The sequence below is a fragment of the Bacillus mycoides genome (genome assembly GCF_018742245.1).
Taxonomy (GTDB): domain Bacteria; phylum Bacillota; class Bacilli; order Bacillales; family Bacillaceae_G; genus Bacillus_A; species Bacillus_A cereus_U.
In genome coordinates this window covers 1,523,775-1,545,366 of sequence record NZ_CP036132.1, presented here as the reverse complement: position 1 = coordinate 1,545,366, position 21,592 = coordinate 1,523,775, and the positions used below count along the sequence as shown (strand labels likewise).

Genomic DNA, 21,592 nt, shown 5'->3' with positions numbered 1-21,592 from the left:
CTATGCTTCTCTTACTGCACTTTGCATCGAAACTGGCTCTTCTTTTACTTTCACTTTACGCTGCGGCACCATATTAAATACAATATTTAAAAGTACTGCTGATGCACTTCCAAGTACAATTCCGTTATCAGTTAAAATACGAATATTTTCCGGAAGCTGTGAGAATAACGTCGGAACGACTGTAACACCAAGTCCGATTCCGACAGAACATGCAACGATTAATAAATTCTCTTGTTTTCCAAAATCAACACTGCTTAACATTTTAATACCATACGCCATTACCATGCCGAACATTGCTAACATCGCACCGCCAAGTACTGATTTCGGAATAATTGTTGTAATGGCTGCGATTTTAGGAATAAACCCAAGAGCAATTAACATGCCACCACAAGTATAGATAATAACGCGATTTCTTACTCCAGTTAATTGAACAAGGCCTACGTTTTGAGAATATGTTGTGTATGGAAATGCGTTAAAAATACCACCTAGAACCATTGCTAATCCTTCTGCGCGATAACCTTTTGTTAATTCTTTTTCACCAATCTTTTTATTACAAATATCAGATAATGCAAAATATACACCTGTTGCTTCCACAATCCCTACGCAAGCAACGAGAATCATCGTAATAATTGGCGTTAATTCAAATGTTGGTGTACCGAAGTAAAACGGCTGAATACCGTGGAACCAATCTGCCTCTCCAACCGCTTGCAAGCTTACTTTCCCCATAAATGCTGCAACGATTGTACCGAACAAAAGACCAAGTAATATAGAGATTGAACGGATAAATCCGTCAAAGAAACGATACATAATAATGATAAATAATAGAACACCAAATGCTAAAGCTAAATTTTCTAGACTTCCGAAATCTTTGCTTCCAACTCCTCCAGCCATATCATTAATAGCTGCTGGAACAAGTGTAACCCCAATGACTGTAACGACAGATCCTGTTACAACAGGAGGAAACAGTTTTACAAGTTTCCCAAATAATTTCGCGAAAATAACAACAAATAATCCCGCAGCAATAATTGCTCCATATATAGAGGACACGCCATATTGTTTACCAATTGCAATCATCGGTCCAACCGCTGTGAATGTACAACCAAGTACAACCGGAAGCCCAATACCGAAAAAGCGATTTGATAATGCTTGTAAAATCGTTGCTACGCCGCACATCAATAAGTCGATCGATACTAAATACGTTAATTCTTGTTGATTTAAACCAAGTCCCCCGCCAACAATAAGCGGAACAATAATTGCGCCAGCGTACATGGCAAGCATGTGCTGAATGCCAAGCGATGCAATTTTAAATGGGTGCTGCTTCATCGTTAGTTCACCTCCGCAGTTTCTTGCTGTACAAATGTAACTGTGCCGTTATCAAGTGATGCAATTTCTGCTAGTGATTCAACACGAACACCCTGTTCACGCAGCTTCTTTCCTCCATCTTGAAATGCTTTTTCAATAACAATGCCAATTCCCGCAATACTTGCCCCGGCTTGCTCTACTAAATTCATTAAACCTAAAGCAGCCTGACCATTTGCTAAGAAGTCATCAATAATTAGTACATGATCATTTTCATCAATATGATTTCGAGATAATGAAATCTCATTCGTTTCTTGTTTTGTAAATGAGTATACTTCCGCAACATACATATTATCTTGTAACGTTAACGATTTACGCTTTCTTGCAAAAACTACTTTTACACCAAGCTCTAAAGCAGCCATAACCGCTGGTGCAATGCCTGAAGATTCAATCGTCACGATTTTTGTAATGTTCTCTTCTTTAAAACGCTTAGCAAATTCTTTTCCGATTTCTTGCATAAGTACTGGATCAATTTGATGATTTAAAAATGCATCTACCTTTAATACATCACCAGATAAAACCTTTCCTTCGTTCAAAATCTTTTCGTGTAATACTTTCATGTTAGTTCCTCCTCTTATGCAAATAAAAAACTCCAAAAGCCGCCACCACTCGTTACAAGTGAGAGACGTGCTTTTGGAGTTTCGCAAAAAAGAATGCTAAACAAGCAAATATATTCGTCCTCACTCATAGTCAAAGTATTTACGGTACTTCGGTAGAAACTTGCAGGCCATATCCCCGCGATTATATGAGTGTAGCTAACTTATTTATTTATAGAAGGATTATAACGCACTTTTTTCACTTTGAAAAGCATTTATCGTAAAAACACGTACAAATTTTATGAAAACACTATTTTCGTTCGAGTTTTTTAAATTCTTACATTTCATATTACAACGTTGTTAATATGATAGGACCATCCTTCGTAATCGCAATTGTATGCTCATATTGTGCAGATAATTTCCCATCCATCGTCCGTGCAGTCCATCCGTTTAAATCTACTTTAGAATATCGCATACCGGCATTTACAATAGGTTCAATTGTAATTACCATTCCTTCTTGTAATTCTGGTCCTTGCCCTGACTTACCAAAATGAAAAATTGCTGGTTCCTCATGAATTTCTTTGCCAATTCCGTGTCCCGTAAAATCTCTTGCAACAGAAAACCCTTCAGAAGCTACATAACTTTCAATTGCGTATCCAATATCTCCAACATGGTTACCACTTATCGCTTGCTCAATCCCTTTATATAAAGCACTCTCTGCTACTAACAATAACCTTTTTGCTTCATCAGAAATATCTCCAACTATATACGTCCATGCAGAATCTGAGAGCGCACCATTTAAGTTTACTACCATGTCAATTGTCACAATATCTCCTTCACTTAAAGGAACATCTGTTGGAAACCCATGACACATTTCATTGTTCACAGATGCACATATTGCGTATGGATAATCGTTATACCCTTTCTGTTCGGACCTGGCACCATGCTCTTCTAAATATGCTTCAACAAACGTATCAATTTCTTGTGTAGTGATACCTGGTTTCATCATTTTTGCAATTTCTCTATGACAAGAAGCTAGTAACTTCCCCGATTCATGCATCAAATCTATTTCATTTTTCGTTTTAATTGTAATCATACTACCTCTACCTCTCCTTACTAAACTTGCTATTTGCTACTAAACTTCAATCATACACATCCTCTTCCAAAATTTCAAAACTTCTAATTACAACAAGTACAAAAACAAACATCATTTATTTCTGCATCAAAATAAAAAGAAACAGAAGCCCCCTTCTGTTTCTTAATCATTTTTACATATATAGTTCATTTTCAAAAACTCAAAACAACTGCCATTCGTTTTTTGAATAAACGTCCCAACTGCTTCGAACCCTGCTTTTTTATATACTTTGATTGCCCTTTCATTAAATGCCGCTACTGATAATGTTATATAGTCACATTTATATTTTTCTTTACTAAAATCTAATCCAGCTTTTACGAACTGTAAACCTAATCCATTTCCTGTTATATCAGGTCTCATTCCAAGTCCTATATCAATCGTTTGATTATTTATTTTACCAAAACTAAAGAAGCCGATTATACTATCGTTTTCTTTCACGACAAATGTAGTATTTCCTCTCATATGAGCATTTAAAAACTCCACTAAATCTTCTTGATCTGCCTCTATATCATAAAAAGAATACTCCCCTTCATAATGCCAGTTGTATGCAATTTCTTCCGCTTCCGTTTGCGACATTACCGTAAACATATAGCCCATTTCTCTCACTCCCTCATAAAAAAGAGCTGCAATTAAGCAGCTCCTGTTTTATAACTCATAAATCTCTTTATATTTAGCTTCTAAATAATCAGCTAAGTAGTTTGCATTTAAACCTTCACCTGTCACATCTTTTAAAATTTCAAGTGGTTTTTTCGTTTTGCCGTATTGATGAATATTCTCTGTTAACCATTCACGAATTGGCGTCACGTTTCCTTCTTCTAATAATGCATCAAAGTTTGGAATATCCTTTAGCATCCTTTGTTTAAATTGCGCTGCATACATATAACCAAGCGCATAAGATGGGAAATATCCAAACGAACCGCCAGCCCAGTGAACGTCTTGTAATACACCTTGTGCGTCATTCTCTGGACGAATACCTAAATAAGTTTCCATCTTATCATTCCATGCCGCTGGTAAGTCTTTTACTTGCAGTGTGCCATCAAATAATTCTTTCTCCAGCTCATAGCGAACCATAACATGAAGCGGATATGTAAGTTCATCTGCTTCTATACGGATAAAGGATGGTTTTGACTCATTAATCGCATCATAAAACTCGTCTACTGATACGCCGTCAAATTGACCGTCACTATATCGCTTTAACAAATCATAGTTTTTCTTCCAGAACGACTTATTACGGCCAATGAAGTTTTCAAAGAATAACGATTGTGACTCGTGAATTCCCATTGATGTTCCACTGCAAAGCGGTGTTCCTTCTAGTTCCTCTGCAACATTTTGCTCATATACAGCATGACCACATTCATGAATCGTGCCGAAAACAGCCATACGGAAGTCTTTCTCATCGTAACGAGTCGTAATACGAACATCCCCTCTATTTAATGTAATTTCAAAAGGATGTACCGTTTCATCAAGACGACCCGCTTCAAAGTTATAGTTCAATTGTTTTAATAACTCTAAAGTAAAATTCTTTTGTTTTTCTTTTGAAAAATGTTCAGCTAAAGCATTTGTTTTTAATTCTTTTTTAGACTCAGAAATTTCTTTCACAAGCGGAACGATACGTTCACGCAGTTGACCAAATACATGATCTAACACTTCTACTGTGATTCCCGGCTCATACATATCTAATAGCGTGTTATATTTGTACGTTTCGTAACCCCAATATGTAATAAACTTCTTTTTGAATTCAACAATTTTTTCTAAATACGGACGGAACATTTCGAAGTCAGATTTTTCGCGAGCTTCTTCCCATACACTTTCCGCTTTCGCTTCTAATTTCACATACGCTTCATATTCCGCTTGTGGAATTTTCTTATTTCTATCATATTCTTTCCGACACTCTTCAACCATTTTCTTTGTCGTTTCAGAAAGTTTATTTTCAACAATTAAAGATTCTAGTTCAGTTAAATAGTTCCCCATCTCATCTGAAGTCGACATCACAAACACTTCGGATGAAAGCATTCCAATTACTTCTGAACGCTGGTCTACGCCTTGCTTTGGTGCACCTGTTCTTAAATCCCAAAACATTAAGCTTAATGCTTCTCCATAATTCTCTATCTTCTTCACATATGTTAAAAATTGTTTTTCTACTTCATATGTAGCAACTGTCATAGTATAAAAAAACCTCCTTTTTCTACCTCAACCTTATTTCGACATTAAAACATAAATTCCTTTTCTAATAGAAAAAAAAGCTTGGCAAGTGCCAAACTTTTCCCTACAACATTTTTTCGCTTAAAGTACTTTTCCTTCTACCGGAAGCACTTTCTTCACTGCTTCTATCACTTTTTCATCTTCATTATCTGATAAGAATAATGATATAGCACCTTTATCTTCACTTGTACGAATTAAACGTCCAATTCCTTGGCGAAGACGTAAAATCATATAAGGCACATCTACTTCCCAGAATGGATCATTCACATGTTTACGCTTCGCCTCAAACACAGGATCGTTTGGAGGGAATGGTAATGACCAAATAATAACATGTGATAATGATGAACCTGGAATGTCTAAACCTTCCCATAAATGAACGGCACAAAGTACAGTCTCTTCTTCATTTTGGAAACGAGAAACGAGCTGACTAATTTCTTGATCTCCTTCATATAGGAACGGAACTGACATTTGCTCTTTACTTACATATTCTTTAAATGCTGCAAGTTCTTGCATTGTACGGAATAATACAAGCGTACGTCCATTTGTTTTCTGGATATTTTCAAGTGTATATTGACACTTTCTTTCCCATTCATTTTCTTTCGTATGCGATAGTAAGTTTACTGCCATTTGCTCTTCATAATCAAACGGTGAGGCAACTGAGAATGATAAATAATCTTTTACCCCTAGACTATTTGCTGTAAATGCGAACGAATCGTTATCCGATAATGTTGCAGATGAGAAAATGTACGGAATTTTCTTCGAGAATACTTTTTCTTGTAACACTTCTTCAACTGCACGTGGCATAATAACTAATGTGAAGGCACCATCACTTTCTTCACCCCACGTAATTACATTTTTCTCGTGCATGAAAAGACGAAGTGAATGCTCTAACACATCTAAATGCTCATCAACAATATTTAAATCGTATGTGTTTACTGTATGCATTTCACTTTCAAATACTAATGCATCACCGACTTCACCGATTTTCGCATAAAGTCTTTTCGCTTCTGCAGTTACCTTTTCTGTCACAGTAATTTCTAAACGATCAGAACCTTCAATTTCCTTTTTATTCTCTTGTAGTACCCCAAAGAATTGTTCAGTTTGCCAAATTGTTTCTTCTACTAAATGTGCGAACTCTTCACGAATATCGTTTTGTAATAATCTCGTTAAAAGTTGCTCCATCATCGTTTGTTTTAAACGGTACGTTAAAGCTTTTTGAGCTGCATACTCTACAAGATGTCCTTCATCGAATACAACGCAGCTACTTTCTGGTAATAACGGAATTTGCCCTTCACGTTTACGTGCATCATATGTCCAAATATGATCCATATAGAAGTCTTGAGAACAAATAATTAAATCTGCAGCTTTACGATAATGTTCACGAGAAAGTGTTTGACCACAACGATGACGAGAATCACAAGTGAAGCAATCTTGGAAGTAATCCCAGTTTACCTTTGACCATTCCTCGTCATTTAACAGTGGAAATTCTTTTCGATCACCATAGTGAGTAAAGTTCTGCATCGTACCATGATCGAATACGAACTGAGGTAATTCGTAATATACATCTTCAATTACTTCTGGAGCTCGTCCACTCATAACATCTTCAAGTTTACGCAAACATAAATAATTATCCATTGATTTCGCAAGTCTAACATCAACAGATAGCCCTAATGCTTCAGATAACTTAGCAATGTCTCCTTCTTCTTTCACAAGCTGCTCAATTAACGTTTCATCTGCACAAGCGATAATAGCTGGCTTCCCTGTATAACGTGCATAACAAATTGCATATAGAAGATATACAATTGTTTTCCCTGTTCCTACACCTGCTTCTGCAAACATAACTTTCTTCTCTTGGAAAGCGCGTTCTAACTGAAACGCCATAAAAATCTGTTCATCACGCTCTTCAAAGCCTTTTTCCGGAAGAATGTCGTAAAACACATCTCCAATCCACTCATTCAACTTATCATAAAAATTATCTTGTTTCCCTACTTCAAATGGTAACCTATTCTCAGTAAACATCCTTAGCCTCCAACCAAACAGTTTTTCTATAAAAAGATATAGCAACTGCTACTCACATGTGTGCAGCCACTTTCCCCTGTTGCAATACATAGAAATACACGAAAAAAAATTTTCCTTTCGAAAAAGGAAAATTTTTTTCTATATTAATGACTTTAAATACCGTTTATCAATCGCTGTTTCATGTGAAAGAGCTGACAAATATTCTTCCTGCGCTTTTTGTATTTCATCTACAATCGCACCTTGACTATCCACTTCTTTTCCGAGCTCATCATACGTACGGTGAATAGCTTTTTGAATCATTGATAATTGGAAACTATCCATATCACTTCCTCCTTTACGCATTACATAATAGCCAGTATATGCGCGCTGGAGGAGTTTTATACTATGAATTACGCGGTGGACGTTTTCCGAAGTATTGATAGTAATCTGTACGGATAAATCCGTTAAACAGTTTACGCTTTTTCGATGCATCTTTTCCGTAACACTTCTCAAATGCTTCATAACTTGTTAATAAATACATTGACCACGTATCTAATGGGCGGAATACCTCTCCCGTTTCTTTATATAATTTTTCAACAAGCGCTCTTTCACTTAAACGTTCTCCATATGGAGGATTCGTTACAACATAGCCATATTCCTCTTTTGTCGTGAAATCTTTTACTTGCATTTGTTTAAATGATATAAGATCCCCTAATCCAACTTCATCTGCGTTATCTTGGGCAACTCTTATCATACGGTGATCGATATCTGATCCAATGATTTGCAATGGTTGATTATAATTTGCTAAATCTTCAGCTTCTTGACGAGCTTCACGCCAATTTTGTTTACCAACCCAGCCCCATTCATCCGATGCAAAGCCTCGGTTAAATCCTGGTGCGATATTTTGTCCAATTAATGCAGCTTCAATTGGAATTGTACCAGATCCACAGAAAGGATCAACGAAAGGACGATCCGGCTTCCAGTTTGTTAACTTAATTAAAGACGCAGCTAATGTTTCTTTTAAAGGCGCTTCACCTTGCTCAAGACGGTATCCACGTTTATGAAGACCTACACCACTCGCATCGATTGTTAACGTTGCAATATCCTTGAGCATTGCAATTTCAATACGGAATAACGGACCATCTTCTTCAAACCAAGTTGTGCGTCTATACGTTGTTTTTAATTTCTCAACAACAGCCTTTTTAACAATACGTTGGCAGTCTGAAACGCTAAATAATGTTGATTTCAAAGATTTCCCAATAACAGGGAATTCACCGTTCTCTGGAATATAATCTCCCCAGTTTAACGCTTTTGTTTTTTCAAATAACTCATCGAATGTTGTTGCTTTAAATTCGCCGACTTTAATTTTCACACGGTCTGCAGTACGTAACCATAAATTCGTACGACAAATCGCTTTTTCATCCGCTTCAAACGTTACCTTTCCGTTTTCCACTTCACATTCATAACCAAGATCGCGAACTTCTCGGGCAACTAACGCTTCAATACCCATTGCCGCTGTTGCAATTAAAGTAACTTTTCCCATTTTCATTCACCTCTTATGTATAATCAAACAATAATTAATAACATGTTGTCCTATTAATTATCACATATTACGAAGAATATTCTCACTTACCATTTTAACTCACAACTTATAACTTCATACAAATAAAAAGCCCTCCTCTAACAAAGGAGAGCTGAGTTATTTCATAGTTGGTTCATAACGTTCTGTAAGCCATGTTCTGTTCCTTTGTACTGCAAACGGCCCACGCCTCGTACTCCGGTGGTAATCATCTATCTACAGGTTACGAAAACCTGTCCTTTTCCGTCGTTCATTTCCTTGGAAAAGATTCCCCTACCATTATTTGGGTTTCTCGCTCGTGGGGTTTACCTCGTTCCACTCCTATCATTTCTTCAAGGACTTCGTCACTGTGGCACTTTAAAGGTAGTCAAACCATATCCGAAAGGACTTAGGTTTTTTCCCTGCCGTTAAACCAGCCTCACAGCCAGAATACCCTAGCTTATGACTTGGCTAGGCACGAACACTACAACCATCTCAGGCTGTGCGAGCATGGACTTTCCTCTACAACGTTGGCGTTGCAGCGATTACCCAAACGTTATGACAAACATTAGTATAGTGGAAACAAAAAGATTTTGCAATGTTTTTTTCTATGTACAATACTTTAACCTTTTTGTTACCTTAATTTATTCGTATAACTTACTTCCAAATACAGCTTTTTCTAAATTAGATAGACGTTTTAAAATATCCGTATTCGTATTGTTATATACTGGTTGTGCAACTGGTGTTTGTAACGGTTGTTGCGGAACTTGTGTTGCCGCTACTTTCTGCTCTTCTAATTCACGTTTCAAACGAGCATTTTGTTGTTTTAATTGATCAAATTCCTTATGAAACGCTTCATAATCTTTAATAATCGTATCAAGAAACTTGTCTACTTCTTCTTGTTGATAACCTCTCATACCTGTTTTAAACTCTTTTTCTAAAATATCTTTCGCTGTTAATTTAATTTTATCCGAAATCATTTTCTTCACCTCAAATTTTTGCCAAAGCTTTCATTAACTAAATTTTTTCAGAAACAATGCCTTTTGTCAATCAAATATCCAAGTACTATATTACATATTACTCTGCATTATTCCACTGTTCCTCTTCCATTATATCTTGTAAATCAGAAAAAAGAATGAAATAACTGTGATAATTTTCTATTTCTCCTTTTTTCTTAGCTGCTTCTACAATATATTTAGGGCTCCCAGACTTTTCTTCATCATATACAGCTAAAAGTGCATCGCTTTTTTCAATAAAAAATTGATTCTTTAATTTAAATTGCTCTGGGCTTTCGTACTTCCGTTTCGTAATACTATCAATGTGATCTGCTTGCGAAAGAATAAATTCGTAATATTCACGGTTATCTTCCTTCCAATTTTCTTCTTGTTCTAAAAAAGGAGTAAATACCGCTAATTTTAAATCTGGATATTCTACTTGAATTTCAAAAACAACTTCAGCGGCCCATAGCTCTACTCCTAACTGACCGCTTATAATAACCCATTCCAAACCATCTTCTACAAAAGCAGTTAATTTACGACGCAGCGCCTTTTTTATACATTCTACTCCTGGATGATCATTTTTAAATATTCCAAGCTCAAACGGCTTATATCCTGTTACAGCAACAACTTTCATATCAACACTCCAATTACAAAAAAAGAACTAGCATTTCGCTAGTTCTAACATATCATTTACTTTTTAAACATTCCACCAACGTTTGGTCCGATATTTGGTCCAAATGGTGATACGTTCGGTCCTGGTCCAAATGGTGATACATTTGGTCCTGGACCAAATGGTGATATTTGATGACCATGATGACCATGATGACCATGACCACACGGTCCACATCCGCCGCCAAATCCACCAACAAATCCTGGATCACCAGGATCTACAACGTTTACGTTCGAGTTTGTTTGTGGGAAGAAGCCTTGATTTTTAATTTGTTGATGATGTACGTGTGTTGTATGCGTTGGGAAAATGTGTGGCACCACCGTTGTTGAAAAAGAATGTGTTACGCACTGTTTTGCCGGATGAATGACAGGAGCAGTTGTACAAATAGGTCCTACAGGCTTATGCCCTCCAAAGCAAGGATGACAATGATGCATAGTTTTTTCTCTCCTCTCTCATTAAAAAAATCTGACTACACTTTACAATATGAGCGAGGGGGTAAAGCCGCTTGTTATATATACCCATTTATTTCATGGAAATTTGTCTAGTATCCAATTTCATACGTAATACCTATTATAGACAACCCCCTACTATTATTTACCAAAAAAGCCCCCAACTTGCTTAACAATCCCTGTTACTTGATTCATCGCGTTCATCATTTGTCCAGCTGTGTTCATCATTTTATTTACATCGTAGTTACCATCTGATGATTTAAATTGTGAAACAAAACTAGAAAACTGACTTGGTTGCTGTTGCTGTTGCTTTTGTTTATTCATCGTTGGATATGGTTGTTTTGGTGGATAAAACATAGCTTGTTGATTTACATATTGAGCTGGTGACATGTAGTTTTGTGAATTCATATACGCTTCCTGTGGTTGATTCGTATACATTTGCTGTGGCTGACTCATATGCGCTTGTTGTGGTTGATTCATATATGCTTGCTGCGATTGATTCATATGCGCTTGTTGTGCTTGATTCATATATGCTTGCTGCGATTGATTCATATGTGCTTGCTGTGATTGATTCATATGTGCTTGCTGTGGTTGATTCATATGCGCTTGCTGTGGTTGATTCATATGTGCTTGCTGTGGTTGATTCATATGCGCTTGCTGTGGTTGATTCATATGCGCTTGCTGTGGTTGATTCATATGTGCTTGCTGCTGATTCCCAAACGACACTTCAAATGGTTGATAATAATTTTGGTTTCCATAATGAGGCTCGAAAGGATACATATTATATCGTAAATATGTATCCTCATTATATTGGTACATATTTTGCTGTGCATATGGATTTGTTTGCTGATATACATTAGGTTGTTGAAACATGCATTCTCTCCTCCTTCGCATAAGTTTCTACATATAGAATATGTACCTATAAAATAAAATGTGTGACGGAGTATCTGTCTGTTTTTGTCGGAAGTTTAAATTTTTAAAAAAATTAGAAAGTAAACCCTTCCATGCTATGATAATAAGGAAGAAGATTCTCATTGGGGAGGAATCAACATGGTATTAGGGGATTTAAAACAAGCGTTTTCTCAAAAAAAGGGGTATTACACAGAAAATTCGAATGAACTGTTAGACTTTGCGAGACATTGTTATCTTGAAGGAAAAGTATGCATATCAGATTACCGAACATTAATACGAGAATTAGAAATAAACGGTGCAACAAAACCTACAACAGTGACAGAGGCATAAAAAAACAAGAGGGTTTTCCCTCTTGTTACTTACATTGATCTACGATATTTTGCAAAGTATACGAAATAGCTTGATGAGTTTCAAAGAAACGTTTACCTTTTCCCTTATTAACAAAACATTGTAGCACATTAGTTTGTAAATTATCATACACTTGATCAATTTGTTGTACATGTATATACTTAGGTCGTTCTTCCTTTATCCACCTATAAGCTAATTCTTTCCACATCTCTAACTCCGCATCTACAATATCAACAAATGGCTTCATATCCTTATAAAAATCATATTCAGCCATTTCTCTTTTTTTCACATTCGCTTCATCATTATACTGCATTAACTTCTCCGAGGACTGGATTAATGCTTCATATCCCATTTTGTTCCCACCTTATTATGCACTCACTACGACGTTTTGAAATGTCTTTACCCAGCTCCCTTTTTCTTCGTGATGCACTAATTTATTTTCCATATGTTCTATATGCATTTCTGTTATTTCTATCTTATTACATATTTTTTCACCTTTACCCTTTAATGCATGATTCATTCTAATCCCAATATTCATTTCCAGCAAATCGAGAGAACTTAACATTTGATCCATTTTTTTCATAACATCTTCCTTCTGAACCATCGCCATATTTAAAACGCCCCCTTCTTTGCCTTTCCTTTGTCATGTAATTTCGCCGATTGATTGATTACTCCTTCTCACCTGACAAAACTAGTTGATATTCGTCAAAGAAATCATTTAGTATGCCATTTTTAGAAATGGTAACAATACAAAAAGGAGGTGTATTACGATGGCAAAAAATAAAAATGAAAAAAAGAAAAAGCAAAACAAACAACAAAACAAACCTGAGACTGGTAATCCAAAGCTTGATGGTCCAAATTTCCCCGCTACATAAAGTGAAACTTTAATCAGCGGGGGTTTTGTTCATCCCCCACTGATTATCAGCCCGCACCAATCGGGCGTTTACGGGCAGCGGGGCTTCCACCTAACTTCTTTGCTCCAGCTGAATTTTGAGGTGGGAGTTTTACTGCCCGCTATTTTCTAGTCTAACTTTACCTCTTCGCTTTCGATAAGTGTTGAAGCTAAAGTCGTACTGCAAGCAAATAGCGGACTAGAAAGTAATTTGTTGTAGAGCATATTACTTTTAATAAAGAAGCCCCGCCTTCATTTAGGAAGGCGGGACTTCTTTATTATATCATGAACTCATCTATTCTTTTAACAAAACTACTTAATATAGAAAGAGTATGTATTTGCTCCCTCTTCTTTCTATACCATTCTGTTATATTAATTTCCCCCTTAGGTTTTTCAAGTAAAAATAAAGAATCTATTTCCAATCCTTCACTAAACCAATCTTTTTCTATTAATTTTTCATGAATGACAATAGAATACACATCCCTAAGAGCGGGCGTACATGATTTTCTAATCCCCTTTATATTACATTCATAATCCATCCTTGATCCTGTATGCCTAGTTTGCACTGCAAATTTATAAAAAGAAGCCTTATACTTTGAATGAAATAATAACCAAGCTAATTGCTTCCCCAGTTCTATACGTTTTTGCAACGTTTCAAATTGATAAACTGAAAATCCATACATTCCCCCTTCCACCATTGGAAAAATAACTGCACTAACGTGAAATATTTCTTGAAATTTGAATAGTGCAGTATCAAATACATGTTTTTGAAAATATGCATTCTCAATTACTGGTTTTTGAATTTTATTTTGTTCATTAATAATAAGTGCCGTCATAAGCCTATTTATATCTTTTTTCCCCCAAAACGTGATCCATTCTTTTTCCATAAAAATTGATATGTTGAAAAATTGTAACAAATGAAAGAGCGGCGCACATCTCTTTTTACTTTCCTCATACAGTAATAGTTGAGGAAATGCATCTAAGAAAATGAGCCAATTGGCTTTCTCATACAAATGAAATAATCGTCTCTTAACTGTTTGAGATAAAAGATTAGAATAATATTCTCCTTCTAAGTCTGTCATGTTCCATCCCCCATTCCTTGAAACCATGCTTGCTAAAAAAGACCATCTAATTTCTCTATTTCTCAAATAATATTCTTGGTAAGATTGTGTACGTGAAATATTATCTACGTTAGCTACATCCGTTCTCTCCTTAATATTAAGAACTATAGCTTTTTCCTCCTCTGTACAAAAAATATCATTACGACTCTGTTTAATTTTTTCGTAATCATTCCATCGAAACATGAGTAAGTCACCATACCTTTCTTGAAAAAGGTCACATCTTTTTTCATTTTTTGATATAATCACCTTTGTAAGTAAATCTTATCAAGTTGGGAGTGGACAAAATATGACCATTCGTTACCCAAATGGAAAAAGGTACGATCAAGCTTCACAACCTCATAAAACACCAATAAAAAAACATACTTACAGTAATAGAGGTATGTCCCTTGAAGAGGAATTGAATGAAACCAATCAATATTACTTAACCCATAATATTGCATGCGTACATAAAAAACCTACACCTCTTCAAATTGTAAAAGTAGATTACCCCGCTCGAAGTGCTGCAGTGGTAAAAGAAGCGTATTTCAAACAACCATCTACAACAGATTACAACGGTGTATACAAAGGGAAATATATCGATTTTGAAGCGAAAGAAACTAAAAATAAAACCAGTTTTCCACTTCAAAACTTCCACCTTCATCAAATTGAACATATGAAGCAAGTAGTCGCTCATAATGGAATTGCATTTGTTATTATTAAATTTACACTTTTTGATGAATTTTATTTATTAGATGCAAAACATATTATTGCATTTTGGAATCGTCAAAATACTGGTGGACGTAAATCGATTACAAAACAAGAAATAGAAGAGCATGGGTCTTTATTATCATGCGGTTATCACCCTCGAATTGATTATATCCGCGTACTAGACACGGTTTATTTTTCGTGATAGAGTCATCACTAAGGCTCTTTTTTCGACTTTTGGGGGAGAGAATGAAAGGTAGGAGAAAGTATAATGTCAGATAATTATCGTTCTCGTACAGAACGAAATCATGTAAAAAATCAAACGAAAGAAACAAATAAAGAAGAAAAACCAAAGAAAAAAGGTTCCTTTTTCAAAAGATTTCTTATAGGTTGTCTACTTCTTGGTATCGTCGGTCTCGTAGCTGGCGTTTCAACTTTCTTTGTTATGGTAAAGGACGCTCCGAAATTAGACAAATCAAAACTTGTCAATCCTTTATCAACAAAATTTCTTGATAAAAACGGAAATTTCTTCTATGAATATGGTGCTGAAAAACGAACCCATGTTACATACGATCAAATTCCAAAAGTAGTGGAAAGTGCATTCCTTGCGACTGAGGATGCTCGCTTCTACGATCATAATGGAATTGATTTTATACGTACTGGAAAAGCAGTTATGGAAAATGTCACTGGTGGTTTCGGATCACAAGGTGGTAGTACGATTACACAGCAAGTAGTTAAAAACTATTTTCTAACAATGGACAAAACCGCAAAGAGAAAAGTGCAAGAGTGGTACTTATCTTATAAATTAGAGCAACAGTACTCTAAACATGAAATTTTAGAAATGTACTTAAATAAAATTAATCTAGGTAATCGCTCTTACGGTATTGCAACAGCAGCAACAAAATATTACGGCAAAGATTTAAAAGACATACAATTACATGAAGCTGCAATGCTCGCTGCTTTACCCCAAGGTCCTAACATTTATGATCCAACTAAACCAGAAAATGTCGAGCGGGCAACAAAGCGTCGCAATCTTGTACTAGGATTTATGGAGCGCCATGATTTTATTACAAAACAACAAATGGATGAAGCAATAAAAATCCCTGTAACACAAGGACTTCTTCCATCTTCAGAAGTAACTGAAATGAAATACCAAGCATTTTTAGATGCAGTTGTAAAAGAAGTTGAAAAAGAAATTCCTGATGTAAATATCGGTTCGGACGGTTTAACAATCCAAACGACGCTTGATCTTGATGCTCAAGACTATGCTGATAAAATAATGGATGGGAATCTCATCAAGTATCCAAACGATCAATTCCAAGGATCATTCGTATTTATGGATACTCAGTCTGGAGAAGTTCGAGCAATCGGCGCTGGTCGTAAAGAAAGTAAATCTACTTTCAAAGGTCATAATATGGCAATCGATTTAAAACGCCAAGTAGGTTCAACAATGAAGCCAATTTTCGACTATGGTCCAGCAATAGAAAACCTACAATGGTCTACGTATCATCAATTAAACGACTCAGAGTATACGTATTCCAACGGTAAAAAAATACGAAATGCAACAAATAGTTATAAAGGTGACGTTTCACTTCGTGAAGCATTGAAAAAATCATTAAATATTCCTGCTTTAAAGACAGCTCAAGCAGTTGGCCTCAATAAGTCACAAGAATTTGCTCAAGGCTTAGGAATGACATTTAAAGAGGGCAAGGTATATGAATCTACTGCAATTGGTAGTAATGACAGCTCTCCATTAGAAGTAGCTGGTGCATATGCAGCATTCGGAAATGACGGTGTTTATAATAAACCTCACTTCGTAAAAGAAGTTATCTTCCCGGATGGGAAAAAGAAAAACTTTAAGCCGAAAGAACAACGTGCGATGCATGACCATACGGCCTACATGATTACTGATGTTCTTCGCGACGTAGTAAAACCTGGCTCTGGCGGTACAGGTCCGACAGCGTATGTTCCAGGAGTAGACGTAGCAGGTAAAACAGGAACACAAAACTTTGATGAATCTGTTATTAAAAAATACGGTATTCCAGCAGATGCCAACAGAGATAGTTGGTTCGCAGGATATACACCACAATATACAATGGCTGTATGGACCGGTTATGAAAAAGATAGCCCAGAAAATTACATTGGAGATCGTTCTACTAGAATTGCTCAGCAAATGTTCCAAACAATGATGAGCAAATTTGCTACGGATAAATCTCGTTTCGAGCGCCCTTCTTCTGTACAAGAATTAAATGGAGAACTGTACATTAAAGGCGCGAAAAAAGATGCAGTTAAAGAAATTAAAGTAGATTCGCCAAGCGGCCTTAATGTCGCTTTCGATGGCGCTAGCACAGTTACACTAAATTGGTCTGGACCATCAGAGGTTGATGCGTATGCTGCAAGCTATAAAGCTACTGACGGTAGTAGTGGTAGCTTATCAGTAAGCGGTACGACAGCTACTCTTGGAGGTATTAAACCAGGTGTTACTTACAGCTTCTCTGTAGTAGCGAAAAAAGGTACTGGAACAAGTCCAGCAGTCGGTGCATCCTTTACCGCTCCTGGAGGAACTCCAGACGCGAAAAAAGCTGAGGAAGAGGCTAAGAAGAAAGCTGAAGACGAAGCTCAGAAAAAGGCTGCAGAAGATAAATTAAAACAAGACGAAGCTCAGAAAAAAGCTGAAGAAGATAAATTAAAACAAGACGAAGCTCAGAAAAAGGCTGCAGAAGATAAATTAAAACAAGACGAAGCTAAAAAGAAAGCTGCAGAAGAACAGCGTAAGCAGCAAGAAGAGGCTCAGAAAAAAGCTGAAGAAGAGGCTAGAAAAAAAGCTGAAGAAGAAGCTAAAAAGAAAGCTGAAGAAGAAGCTAAAAAGAAAGCTGAAGAAGAGCGTAAACAACAGGAACAACAGAATCACCAACAAGAACAACAGAATCACGGCGGAGATACTACTCCGCACGCAGATGGAAATGTTGTTACAACAGAATCATAATAAAAAGAAGTCCATTTCTCCTAATGAGAAATGGACTTCTTTTTTGTTATGATTTTCTTCGCATATAGCTTTTCTACTTCGATGTATAACTGTGCTAATTGAATATAAGAATGATAATGTCCTGGTTTCTTTATAACAAATGAATATCGTTCCATAAAATTAACAGGTTTCATTTCTAATTTATCTATATGTTTTTGTATCTCATGCAAACTAGGCACAGGTTGTTCATTTAACCAATATACGACTGATAACATATGAGCTGCAAAAAGAGTCATTGGACTCTCAACTTCTTGTTTTTTTCTGTTTCGAAATAGTGTAGCAATTTCTTCATGCTTGCTTTTCCATATATTTAACACCGCTGGAATACTTGTTTCAATTTCATTCCATGGCTCATATTGTCTTTCAATATCAAATATAAAGTAAGTATTTTGTATTATTTCTTCAAAAGATTGGTCTGTGCGATACGTAATCGAATTTGCACTCTCTTTAAAAAATGGTACGCACCGAAACTCTTTCGGTATTTCTATAACTCGCTCCACCCTTTATTTCCCCTTCATTCGTTTCTTTCCTTCGCGACATATTTCTAGTAATCGGCACTCTTCACATTGTGGTCGCTGCGCCTTACAGTAATAACGTCCAAAGAAAATCATACGGTGGTGTGTAACTCCCCACTCATCCATTGGAATTTTCTTCATCAATGTCTTTTCCACTTCTAACACAGAATCTTTCCATCTACAAATTGCTAACCGTTTACTTACTCTCTCTACATGCGTATCAACAGCAATCGCTGGAATTCCAAATGCTACCGAAACAACTACATTCGCTGTCTTTCTCCCTACTCCTGGTAATTTCGTTAACTCGTCACGGTCTTCTGGAACTTTCCCGTTGTAATCATCTAGCAACATCTGGCACAATTTTTGAATATTTTTCGCCTTATTTCTAAACAATCCAATGGAACGTATATCTTGTTGTAATTCTTCTAAAGACACACTTAAATAATCTTCTGGTGTTTTATATTTTTGAAATAAGTTTTTCGTCACTTTATTCACAAGCACATCTGTGCATTGTGCAGATAATGCCACTGCGATTACCAGTTCAAATGGATTATCATGAATTAATTCACAATGCGCTTCTGGATACATATCCGCCATTGTATCTAAACAATAACGAATTTGCGTTTTGTTCAACATATCTTTCCTCCTACACTACTGCTCCAACCAATTATAAAAAGGCACTTTCCCAGTAAATTTCGTCTCTTGTTTTGTCGTTTGTTGTGTGCGTTGTTGATTCGCTCTAAATTTCTGGCCTTGATTTTGCGCTTGATCTACCGTTTTAATTCCGTTCTTTTTCCACTCAAACAAAATACGATCAATATACCGGAAATTAAGTTTACCACTCATAACAGCTTCACGAAGAGCCGCTTGAATTAAATTCGGATGGTGTTGATCTTGATCTTCCCACATCCCTAATGTTTCACATTCAAATGGCGAAAGTGGTCTTCCGAATTCTTTTTCAAATACTGTATATAAATTTACTTGAATTTGTTTTTGTTCTTTTTGCTCTTCCTCTATAGATTCATTCATTAAAAAGTGCAATATTTTTTCCCACAGTGGTTGTAAAGAATAACTTTCACACATCATCGCTTCAGATCTTTGTCCACCTTCTAGCGCTAAAAAACCTTTTTGGATTAATGTCTGAATCACTTCCATACATTTCATTTCTGTTATCGTCATCCGCTCTGAAATCTCTGAAGGAGTCGGGAACGAATTACCTGATTCTAAAAATGTGTGTACATGAAGTACCACCATAAATTCCGTTTCATTTAAGCCTAGCTTTTTATAATGCATCATAAGCAATTTAGGAATTGCTATGCTTCCCTGTTCAAACCATTGTAACATCATTTTCTTTTTCATCACCAAACACCTCGTTCTCTAGTATAACACACCTTCAGCCATTTCTTTTTGCCACAATTCGTCAAAAAAACCTCCCTATATATAGGGAGGTTACTTGCCATTTACTACAAAAGACAGAAGATTACGCCTGTACTTTGCTTTTCATGAACGTATGAATTCGTTCTAATGCTTTCTCTACTTGCTCAAGAGATGTCGCATACGATAATCGAACGTTATTTGGTGCACCAAATCCTGTACCAGGAACAAGAGCTACTTTTTCCTCTTCTAATAATGCTTTTGCCCACTCATCAACTGTATCATACCCAGCTAACGCTACGGCTTCTTTTACATTTGGGAATAAGTAAAAAGCACCTTGTGGTTTGATACAAGTGAAACCAGGGATTTGAATTAATTTATCATAAATAATGTTCAATCTTTCTTCAAACGCTTGACGCATTGTTTCTACAGGTTCTTGTGAGCCTGCATACGCAGCAATTGCACCGTATTGAGCAATTGAAGTAGGGTTTGACGTACTATGACTCGCTAAGTTCGTCATCGCTTTAATAAGCTGCTTATTTCCTGCTGCATATCCAATGCGCCATCCTGTCATAGAATGTGATTTAGATACACCATTAATAATAAGTGTTTGTTCTTTTAATGCATTAGAAAGCTGGGCAATTGAAGTATATTCTGCAGCACCATAAATTAATTTTTCATAAATTTCATCTGAAACGATTAAGATATTATGTTCTAAACACACTTCTCCAAGCTGTTGTAATTCTTCTTTGCTGTAAATCATTCCTGTTGGATTGCTCGGTGAATTAATAATAACTGCTTTCGTTTTCTCTGTAATTGCCCCACGCAGCTGCTTTGCTGTAATTTTGTACTCATTACCTTCTAGACCTTCTACATAAACTGGGTTACCACCAGCGAGTTTTACTTGTTCAGGATAACTTACCCAGTAAGGAGTTGGGATGATAACTTCATCTCCTTCATCAAGTAACACTTGGAATAATGTATATAATGCATGCTTGGCACCATTACATACAATAATTTCAGATGGATCATACGCAATTCCTTGATCGCGAGTAAATTTCTTCACAATTTCTTGTTTTAACGCTTGTAATCCACCTGTTGGTGTATACTTCGTATGTCCTTCTAACATCGCTTTATGCGCGGCATCCATAATATGTTCTGGTGTATTAAAGTCAGGTTCCCCTGCCCCTAACGCAATTACATCATGACCTTCTGCTTTTAATGCTTGTGCCTTTGCTGTAATTTCTAAAGTTGAAGACGGTGTTAAAGCAGCTACTCGCTTTGCTAATTTCATTTGTAGTTCCCCCTACATCTATTTTTCAATGCTGTAGTGTCCAGCATATGCACCATTTTGAACTTCTAAATAATAATACGTATAACGATCTTCCTGATCAATATATGTAATTTCCCACAACGGAATATCGTTTTCAGCACCTAATTTTACTTTTACAATTTGTTTTGGCTTCGGCTTAGGTTCAGCACCTTCTCCAGTCGCCTGTTCAGCCAATTTTTGCAAAGCTTCTTTTTCAGAAATACCTTCACTCTTTTTCTTCACAAGGACATTTCCTTTTTTATCAGGCACCCAAACAATAATTTGTTCTCCTTTTTCATCTGCACCTTGCACGACTGTATATGAAGATTTTCCGTTATAATAATCAACAGCATTTACCTTTGTAAGCTTTGCCTTTTCTTTCGCAATTTCTACAGACTTTGACTCTTTTGGAATTTTCTTTTCCATCGCTTTATTATAAACATACGCCCCATATATTCCGCTAGCAACGATAACGATAATGATTGCAAAGATCCACTTTTTCAT

24 protein-coding genes, 1 other RNA gene and 1 riboswitch are annotated in these 21,592 nt (G+C 36.2%); of the genes, 4 read left to right on the top strand and 21 right to left on the bottom strand.

Translation table 11 applies throughout. The features are described 5' to 3' along the window. The 13 genes from pbuX to EXW56_RS07840 all read right to left on the bottom strand — a co-directional run bounded on the left by pbuX (position 1) and on the right by EXW56_RS07840 (position 11,778). Positions 1 to 1,323, bottom strand: coding sequence for a xanthine permease PbuX (gene pbuX / locus EXW56_RS07900; protein ID WP_002158545.1), 1,323 nt, complete (start codon positions 1,321 to 1,323; stop codon positions 1 to 3). Positions 1,324 to 1,325: 2 nt separating this feature from the next. Then, positions 1,326 to 1,919, bottom strand: coding sequence for a xanthine phosphoribosyltransferase (locus tag EXW56_RS07895; RefSeq protein WP_002158546.1), 594 nt, complete (start codon positions 1,917 to 1,919; stop codon positions 1,326 to 1,328). Positions 1,920 to 2,026: 107 nt separating this feature from the next. After that, a riboswitch (purine riboswitch) is annotated at positions 2,027 to 2,128 on the bottom strand. A 116-nt stretch (positions 2,129 to 2,244) separates the two neighbouring features. Further along, the gene (locus EXW56_RS07890) at positions 2,245 to 2,991 is read right to left on the bottom strand and encodes a type I methionyl aminopeptidase (protein WP_002201110.1); all 747 of its coding nucleotides are present in this window, start codon (positions 2,989 to 2,991) and stop codon (positions 2,245 to 2,247) included. Positions 2,992 to 3,153: 162 nt separating this feature from the next. Beyond that, positions 3,154 to 3,627, bottom strand: coding sequence for a GNAT family N-acetyltransferase (locus tag EXW56_RS07885; protein ID WP_002201111.1), 474 nt, complete (start codon positions 3,625 to 3,627; stop codon positions 3,154 to 3,156). Between the two features lie 48 nt (positions 3,628 to 3,675). Then, a complete protein-coding gene (gene ypwA / locus EXW56_RS07880; protein WP_002158551.1) occupies positions 3,676 to 5,193 on the bottom strand; it encodes a carboxypeptidase in 1,518 nt (505 codons plus the stop codon). Positions 5,194 to 5,313: 120 nt separating this feature from the next. Further along, positions 5,314 to 7,251: an ATP-dependent DNA helicase gene (locus tag EXW56_RS07875; protein ID WP_002201112.1), complete on the bottom strand. Its 1,938-nt coding sequence runs from the start codon at positions 7,249 to 7,251 to the stop codon at positions 5,314 to 5,316. Between the two features lie 138 nt (positions 7,252 to 7,389). Next, positions 7,390 to 7,572, bottom strand: a complete 183-nt coding sequence (locus EXW56_RS07870) for a DUF3921 domain-containing protein (protein ID WP_000376895.1) — start codon at positions 7,570 to 7,572, stop codon at positions 7,390 to 7,392. Between the two features lie 61 nt (positions 7,573 to 7,633). Further along, entirely contained in the window at positions 7,634 to 8,773 is a 1,140-nt protein-coding gene (locus EXW56_RS07865) for a THUMP domain-containing class I SAM-dependent RNA methyltransferase (protein ID WP_002149278.1), read from the bottom strand. A 180-nt stretch (positions 8,774 to 8,953) separates the two neighbouring features. Continuing rightward, positions 8,954 to 9,345, bottom strand: an RNA gene (gene rnpB, locus EXW56_RS07860) — RNase P RNA component class B. 87 nt (positions 9,346 to 9,432) lie between these two features. Next, entirely contained in the window at positions 9,433 to 9,768 is a 336-nt protein-coding gene (gene gpsB / locus EXW56_RS07855; RefSeq protein WP_002201113.1) for a cell division regulator GpsB, read from the bottom strand. 97 nt (positions 9,769 to 9,865) lie between these two features. Next, positions 9,866 to 10,420 carry an SLOG family protein gene (locus tag EXW56_RS07850; protein ID WP_002158553.1) on the bottom strand — a complete coding sequence of 185 codons (555 nt, stop codon included), beginning with the start codon at positions 10,418 to 10,420 and terminating at the stop codon, positions 9,866 to 9,868. Between the two features lie 56 nt (positions 10,421 to 10,476). Continuing rightward, on the bottom strand, positions 10,477 to 10,890 hold the full coding sequence (locus EXW56_RS07845) for a CotD family spore coat protein (protein WP_002201114.1): 414 nt from the start codon (positions 10,888 to 10,890) through the stop codon (positions 10,477 to 10,479). Positions 10,891 to 11,046: 156 nt separating this feature from the next. Next, the gene (locus EXW56_RS07840) at positions 11,047 to 11,778 is read right to left on the bottom strand and encodes a YppG family protein (RefSeq protein WP_215597343.1); all 732 of its coding nucleotides are present in this window, start codon (positions 11,776 to 11,778) and stop codon (positions 11,047 to 11,049) included. Positions 11,779 to 11,955: 177 nt separating this feature from the next. Between EXW56_RS07840 and EXW56_RS07835 the strand changes: the two genes are divergently transcribed. Then, positions 11,956 to 12,147, top strand: a complete 192-nt coding sequence (locus EXW56_RS07835) for a YppF family protein (protein WP_002030817.1) — start codon at positions 11,956 to 11,958, stop codon at positions 12,145 to 12,147. 25 nt (positions 12,148 to 12,172) lie between these two features. Here EXW56_RS07835 and EXW56_RS07830 read toward each other — a convergent pair whose 3' ends face one another. Both EXW56_RS07830 and EXW56_RS07825 read right to left on the bottom strand, forming a co-directional pair. Then, complete coding sequence (locus EXW56_RS07830) at positions 12,173 to 12,517, bottom strand: YppE family protein (RefSeq protein WP_002158556.1); 345 nt, start codon at positions 12,515 to 12,517, stop codon at positions 12,173 to 12,175. Between the two features lie 15 nt (positions 12,518 to 12,532). Beyond that, positions 12,533 to 12,775 (bottom strand): hypothetical protein, encoded by a 243-nt coding sequence (locus EXW56_RS07825; protein WP_002158558.1) that lies wholly within the window; start codon positions 12,773 to 12,775, stop codon positions 12,533 to 12,535. Positions 12,776 to 12,893: 118 nt separating this feature from the next. Here EXW56_RS07825 and EXW56_RS27935 point away from each other — a divergent pair, with 118 nt between their 5' ends. Then, positions 12,894 to 13,040 carry a phage portal protein gene (locus tag EXW56_RS27935; protein ID WP_306475192.1) on the top strand — a complete coding sequence of 49 codons (147 nt, stop codon included), beginning with the start codon at positions 12,894 to 12,896 and terminating at the stop codon, positions 13,038 to 13,040. Between the two features lie 295 nt (positions 13,041 to 13,335). Here EXW56_RS27935 and EXW56_RS07820 read toward each other — a convergent pair whose 3' ends face one another. Continuing rightward, positions 13,336 to 14,361 (bottom strand): DUF2515 domain-containing protein, encoded by a 1,026-nt coding sequence (locus tag EXW56_RS07820; RefSeq protein ID WP_002201117.1) that lies wholly within the window; start codon positions 14,359 to 14,361, stop codon positions 13,336 to 13,338. Positions 14,362 to 14,464: 103 nt separating this feature from the next. On the opposite strand from EXW56_RS07820, the gene recU reads away from it, so the two are divergent. Then, a complete protein-coding gene (recU, locus tag EXW56_RS07815) occupies positions 14,465 to 15,067 on the top strand; it encodes a Holliday junction resolvase RecU (RefSeq protein WP_000155584.1) in 603 nt (200 codons plus the stop codon). Between the two features lie 66 nt (positions 15,068 to 15,133). Further along, a complete protein-coding gene (locus tag EXW56_RS07810; RefSeq protein ID WP_215597342.1) occupies positions 15,134 to 17,848 on the top strand; it encodes a PBP1A family penicillin-binding protein in 2,715 nt (904 codons plus the stop codon). A 20-nt stretch (positions 17,849 to 17,868) separates the two neighbouring features. Here the strand turns inward: EXW56_RS07810 and EXW56_RS07805 are convergent, their stop codons facing one another. From EXW56_RS07805 to EXW56_RS07785, 5 genes are all read right to left on the bottom strand, one after another. Next, positions 17,869 to 18,387: a YpoC family protein gene (locus EXW56_RS07805; protein WP_002201119.1), complete on the bottom strand. Its 519-nt coding sequence runs from the start codon at positions 18,385 to 18,387 to the stop codon at positions 17,869 to 17,871. A gap of 3 nt (positions 18,388 to 18,390) precedes the next feature. After that, the gene (nth, locus tag EXW56_RS07800) at positions 18,391 to 19,038 is read right to left on the bottom strand and encodes an endonuclease III (RefSeq protein ID WP_002201120.1); all 648 of its coding nucleotides are present in this window, start codon (positions 19,036 to 19,038) and stop codon (positions 18,391 to 18,393) included. A gap of 15 nt (positions 19,039 to 19,053) precedes the next feature. Continuing rightward, positions 19,054 to 19,761, bottom strand: coding sequence for a DNA replication protein DnaD (gene dnaD / locus EXW56_RS07795; RefSeq protein ID WP_000728545.1), 708 nt, complete (start codon positions 19,759 to 19,761; stop codon positions 19,054 to 19,056). Positions 19,762 to 19,882: 121 nt separating this feature from the next. Beyond that, entirely contained in the window at positions 19,883 to 21,070 is a 1,188-nt protein-coding gene (aspB, locus tag EXW56_RS07790) for an aspartate transaminase AspB (RefSeq protein ID WP_002149304.1), read from the bottom strand. 18 nt (positions 21,071 to 21,088) lie between these two features. After that, positions 21,089 to 21,592 (bottom strand): cell wall elongation regulator TseB-like domain-containing protein, encoded by a 504-nt coding sequence (locus EXW56_RS07785; protein WP_002158566.1) that lies wholly within the window; start codon positions 21,590 to 21,592, stop codon positions 21,089 to 21,091.

What these genes read in the sequence shown, in the direction of transcription:
- gpsB (WP_002201113.1), bottom strand. Translation starts at nt 9,768, where the DNA reads ATGATTTCGGATAAAATTAAATTAACAGCGAAAGATATTTTAGAAAAA.
- EXW56_RS07830 (WP_002158556.1), bottom strand. Translation starts at nt 12,517, where the DNA reads ATGGGATATGAAGCATTAATCCAGTCCTCGGAGAAGTTAATGCAGTAT.
- aspB (WP_002149304.1), bottom strand. Translation starts at nt 21,070, where the DNA reads ATGAAATTAGCAAAGCGAGTAGCTGCTTTAACACCGTCTTCAACTTTA.
- EXW56_RS07850 (WP_002158553.1), bottom strand. Translation starts at nt 10,420, where the DNA reads ATGAAAGTTGTTGCTGTAACAGGATATAAGCCGTTTGAGCTTGGAATA.
- EXW56_RS07865 (WP_002149278.1), bottom strand. Translation starts at nt 8,773, where the DNA reads ATGGGAAAAGTTACTTTAATTGCAACAGCGGCAATGGGTATTGAAGCG.
- dnaD (WP_000728545.1), bottom strand. Translation starts at nt 19,761, where the DNA reads ATGAAAAAGAAAATGATGTTACAATGGTTTGAACAGGGAAGCATAGCA.
- recU (WP_000155584.1), top strand. Translation starts at nt 14,465, where the DNA reads ATGACCATTCGTTACCCAAATGGAAAAAGGTACGATCAAGCTTCACAA.
- EXW56_RS07820 (WP_002201117.1), bottom strand. Translation starts at nt 14,361, where the DNA reads ATGTTTCGATGGAATGATTACGAAAAAATTAAACAGAGTCGTAATGAT.
- nth (WP_002201120.1), bottom strand. Translation starts at nt 19,038, where the DNA reads ATGTTGAACAAAACGCAAATTCGTTATTGTTTAGATACAATGGCGGAT.
- EXW56_RS07875 (WP_002201112.1), bottom strand. Translation starts at nt 7,251, where the DNA reads ATGTTTACTGAGAATAGGTTACCATTTGAAGTAGGGAAACAAGATAAT.
- EXW56_RS07890 (WP_002201110.1), bottom strand. Translation starts at nt 2,991, where the DNA reads ATGATTACAATTAAAACGAAAAATGAAATAGATTTGATGCATGAATCG.
- EXW56_RS07825 (WP_002158558.1), bottom strand. Translation starts at nt 12,775, where the DNA reads ATGGCGATGGTTCAGAAGGAAGATGTTATGAAAAAAATGGATCAAATG.
- EXW56_RS07895 (WP_002158546.1), bottom strand. Translation starts at nt 1,919, where the DNA reads ATGAAAGTATTACACGAAAAGATTTTGAACGAAGGAAAGGTTTTATCT.
- EXW56_RS07810 (WP_215597342.1), top strand. Translation starts at nt 15,134, where the DNA reads ATGTCAGATAATTATCGTTCTCGTACAGAACGAAATCATGTAAAAAAT.
- ypwA (WP_002158551.1), bottom strand. Translation starts at nt 5,193, where the DNA reads ATGACAGTTGCTACATATGAAGTAGAAAAACAATTTTTAACATATGTG.
- EXW56_RS07870 (WP_000376895.1), bottom strand. Translation starts at nt 7,572, where the DNA reads ATGGATAGTTTCCAATTATCAATGATTCAAAAAGCTATTCACCGTACG.
- EXW56_RS07885 (WP_002201111.1), bottom strand. Translation starts at nt 3,627, where the DNA reads ATGGGCTATATGTTTACGGTAATGTCGCAAACGGAAGCGGAAGAAATT.
- EXW56_RS07785 (WP_002158566.1), bottom strand. Translation starts at nt 21,592, where the DNA reads ATGAAAAAGTGGATCTTTGCAATCATTATCGTTATCGTTGCTAGCGGA.
- EXW56_RS07835 (WP_002030817.1), top strand. Translation starts at nt 11,956, where the DNA reads ATGGTATTAGGGGATTTAAAACAAGCGTTTTCTCAAAAAAAGGGGTAT.
- EXW56_RS07840 (WP_215597343.1), bottom strand. Translation starts at nt 11,778, where the DNA reads ATGTTTCAACAACCTAATGTATATCAGCAAACAAATCCATATGCACAG.
- pbuX (WP_002158545.1), bottom strand. Translation starts at nt 1,323, where the DNA reads ATGAAGCAGCACCCATTTAAAATTGCATCGCTTGGCATTCAGCACATG.
- EXW56_RS07845 (WP_002201114.1), bottom strand. Translation starts at nt 10,890, where the DNA reads ATGCATCATTGTCATCCTTGCTTTGGAGGGCATAAGCCTGTAGGACCT.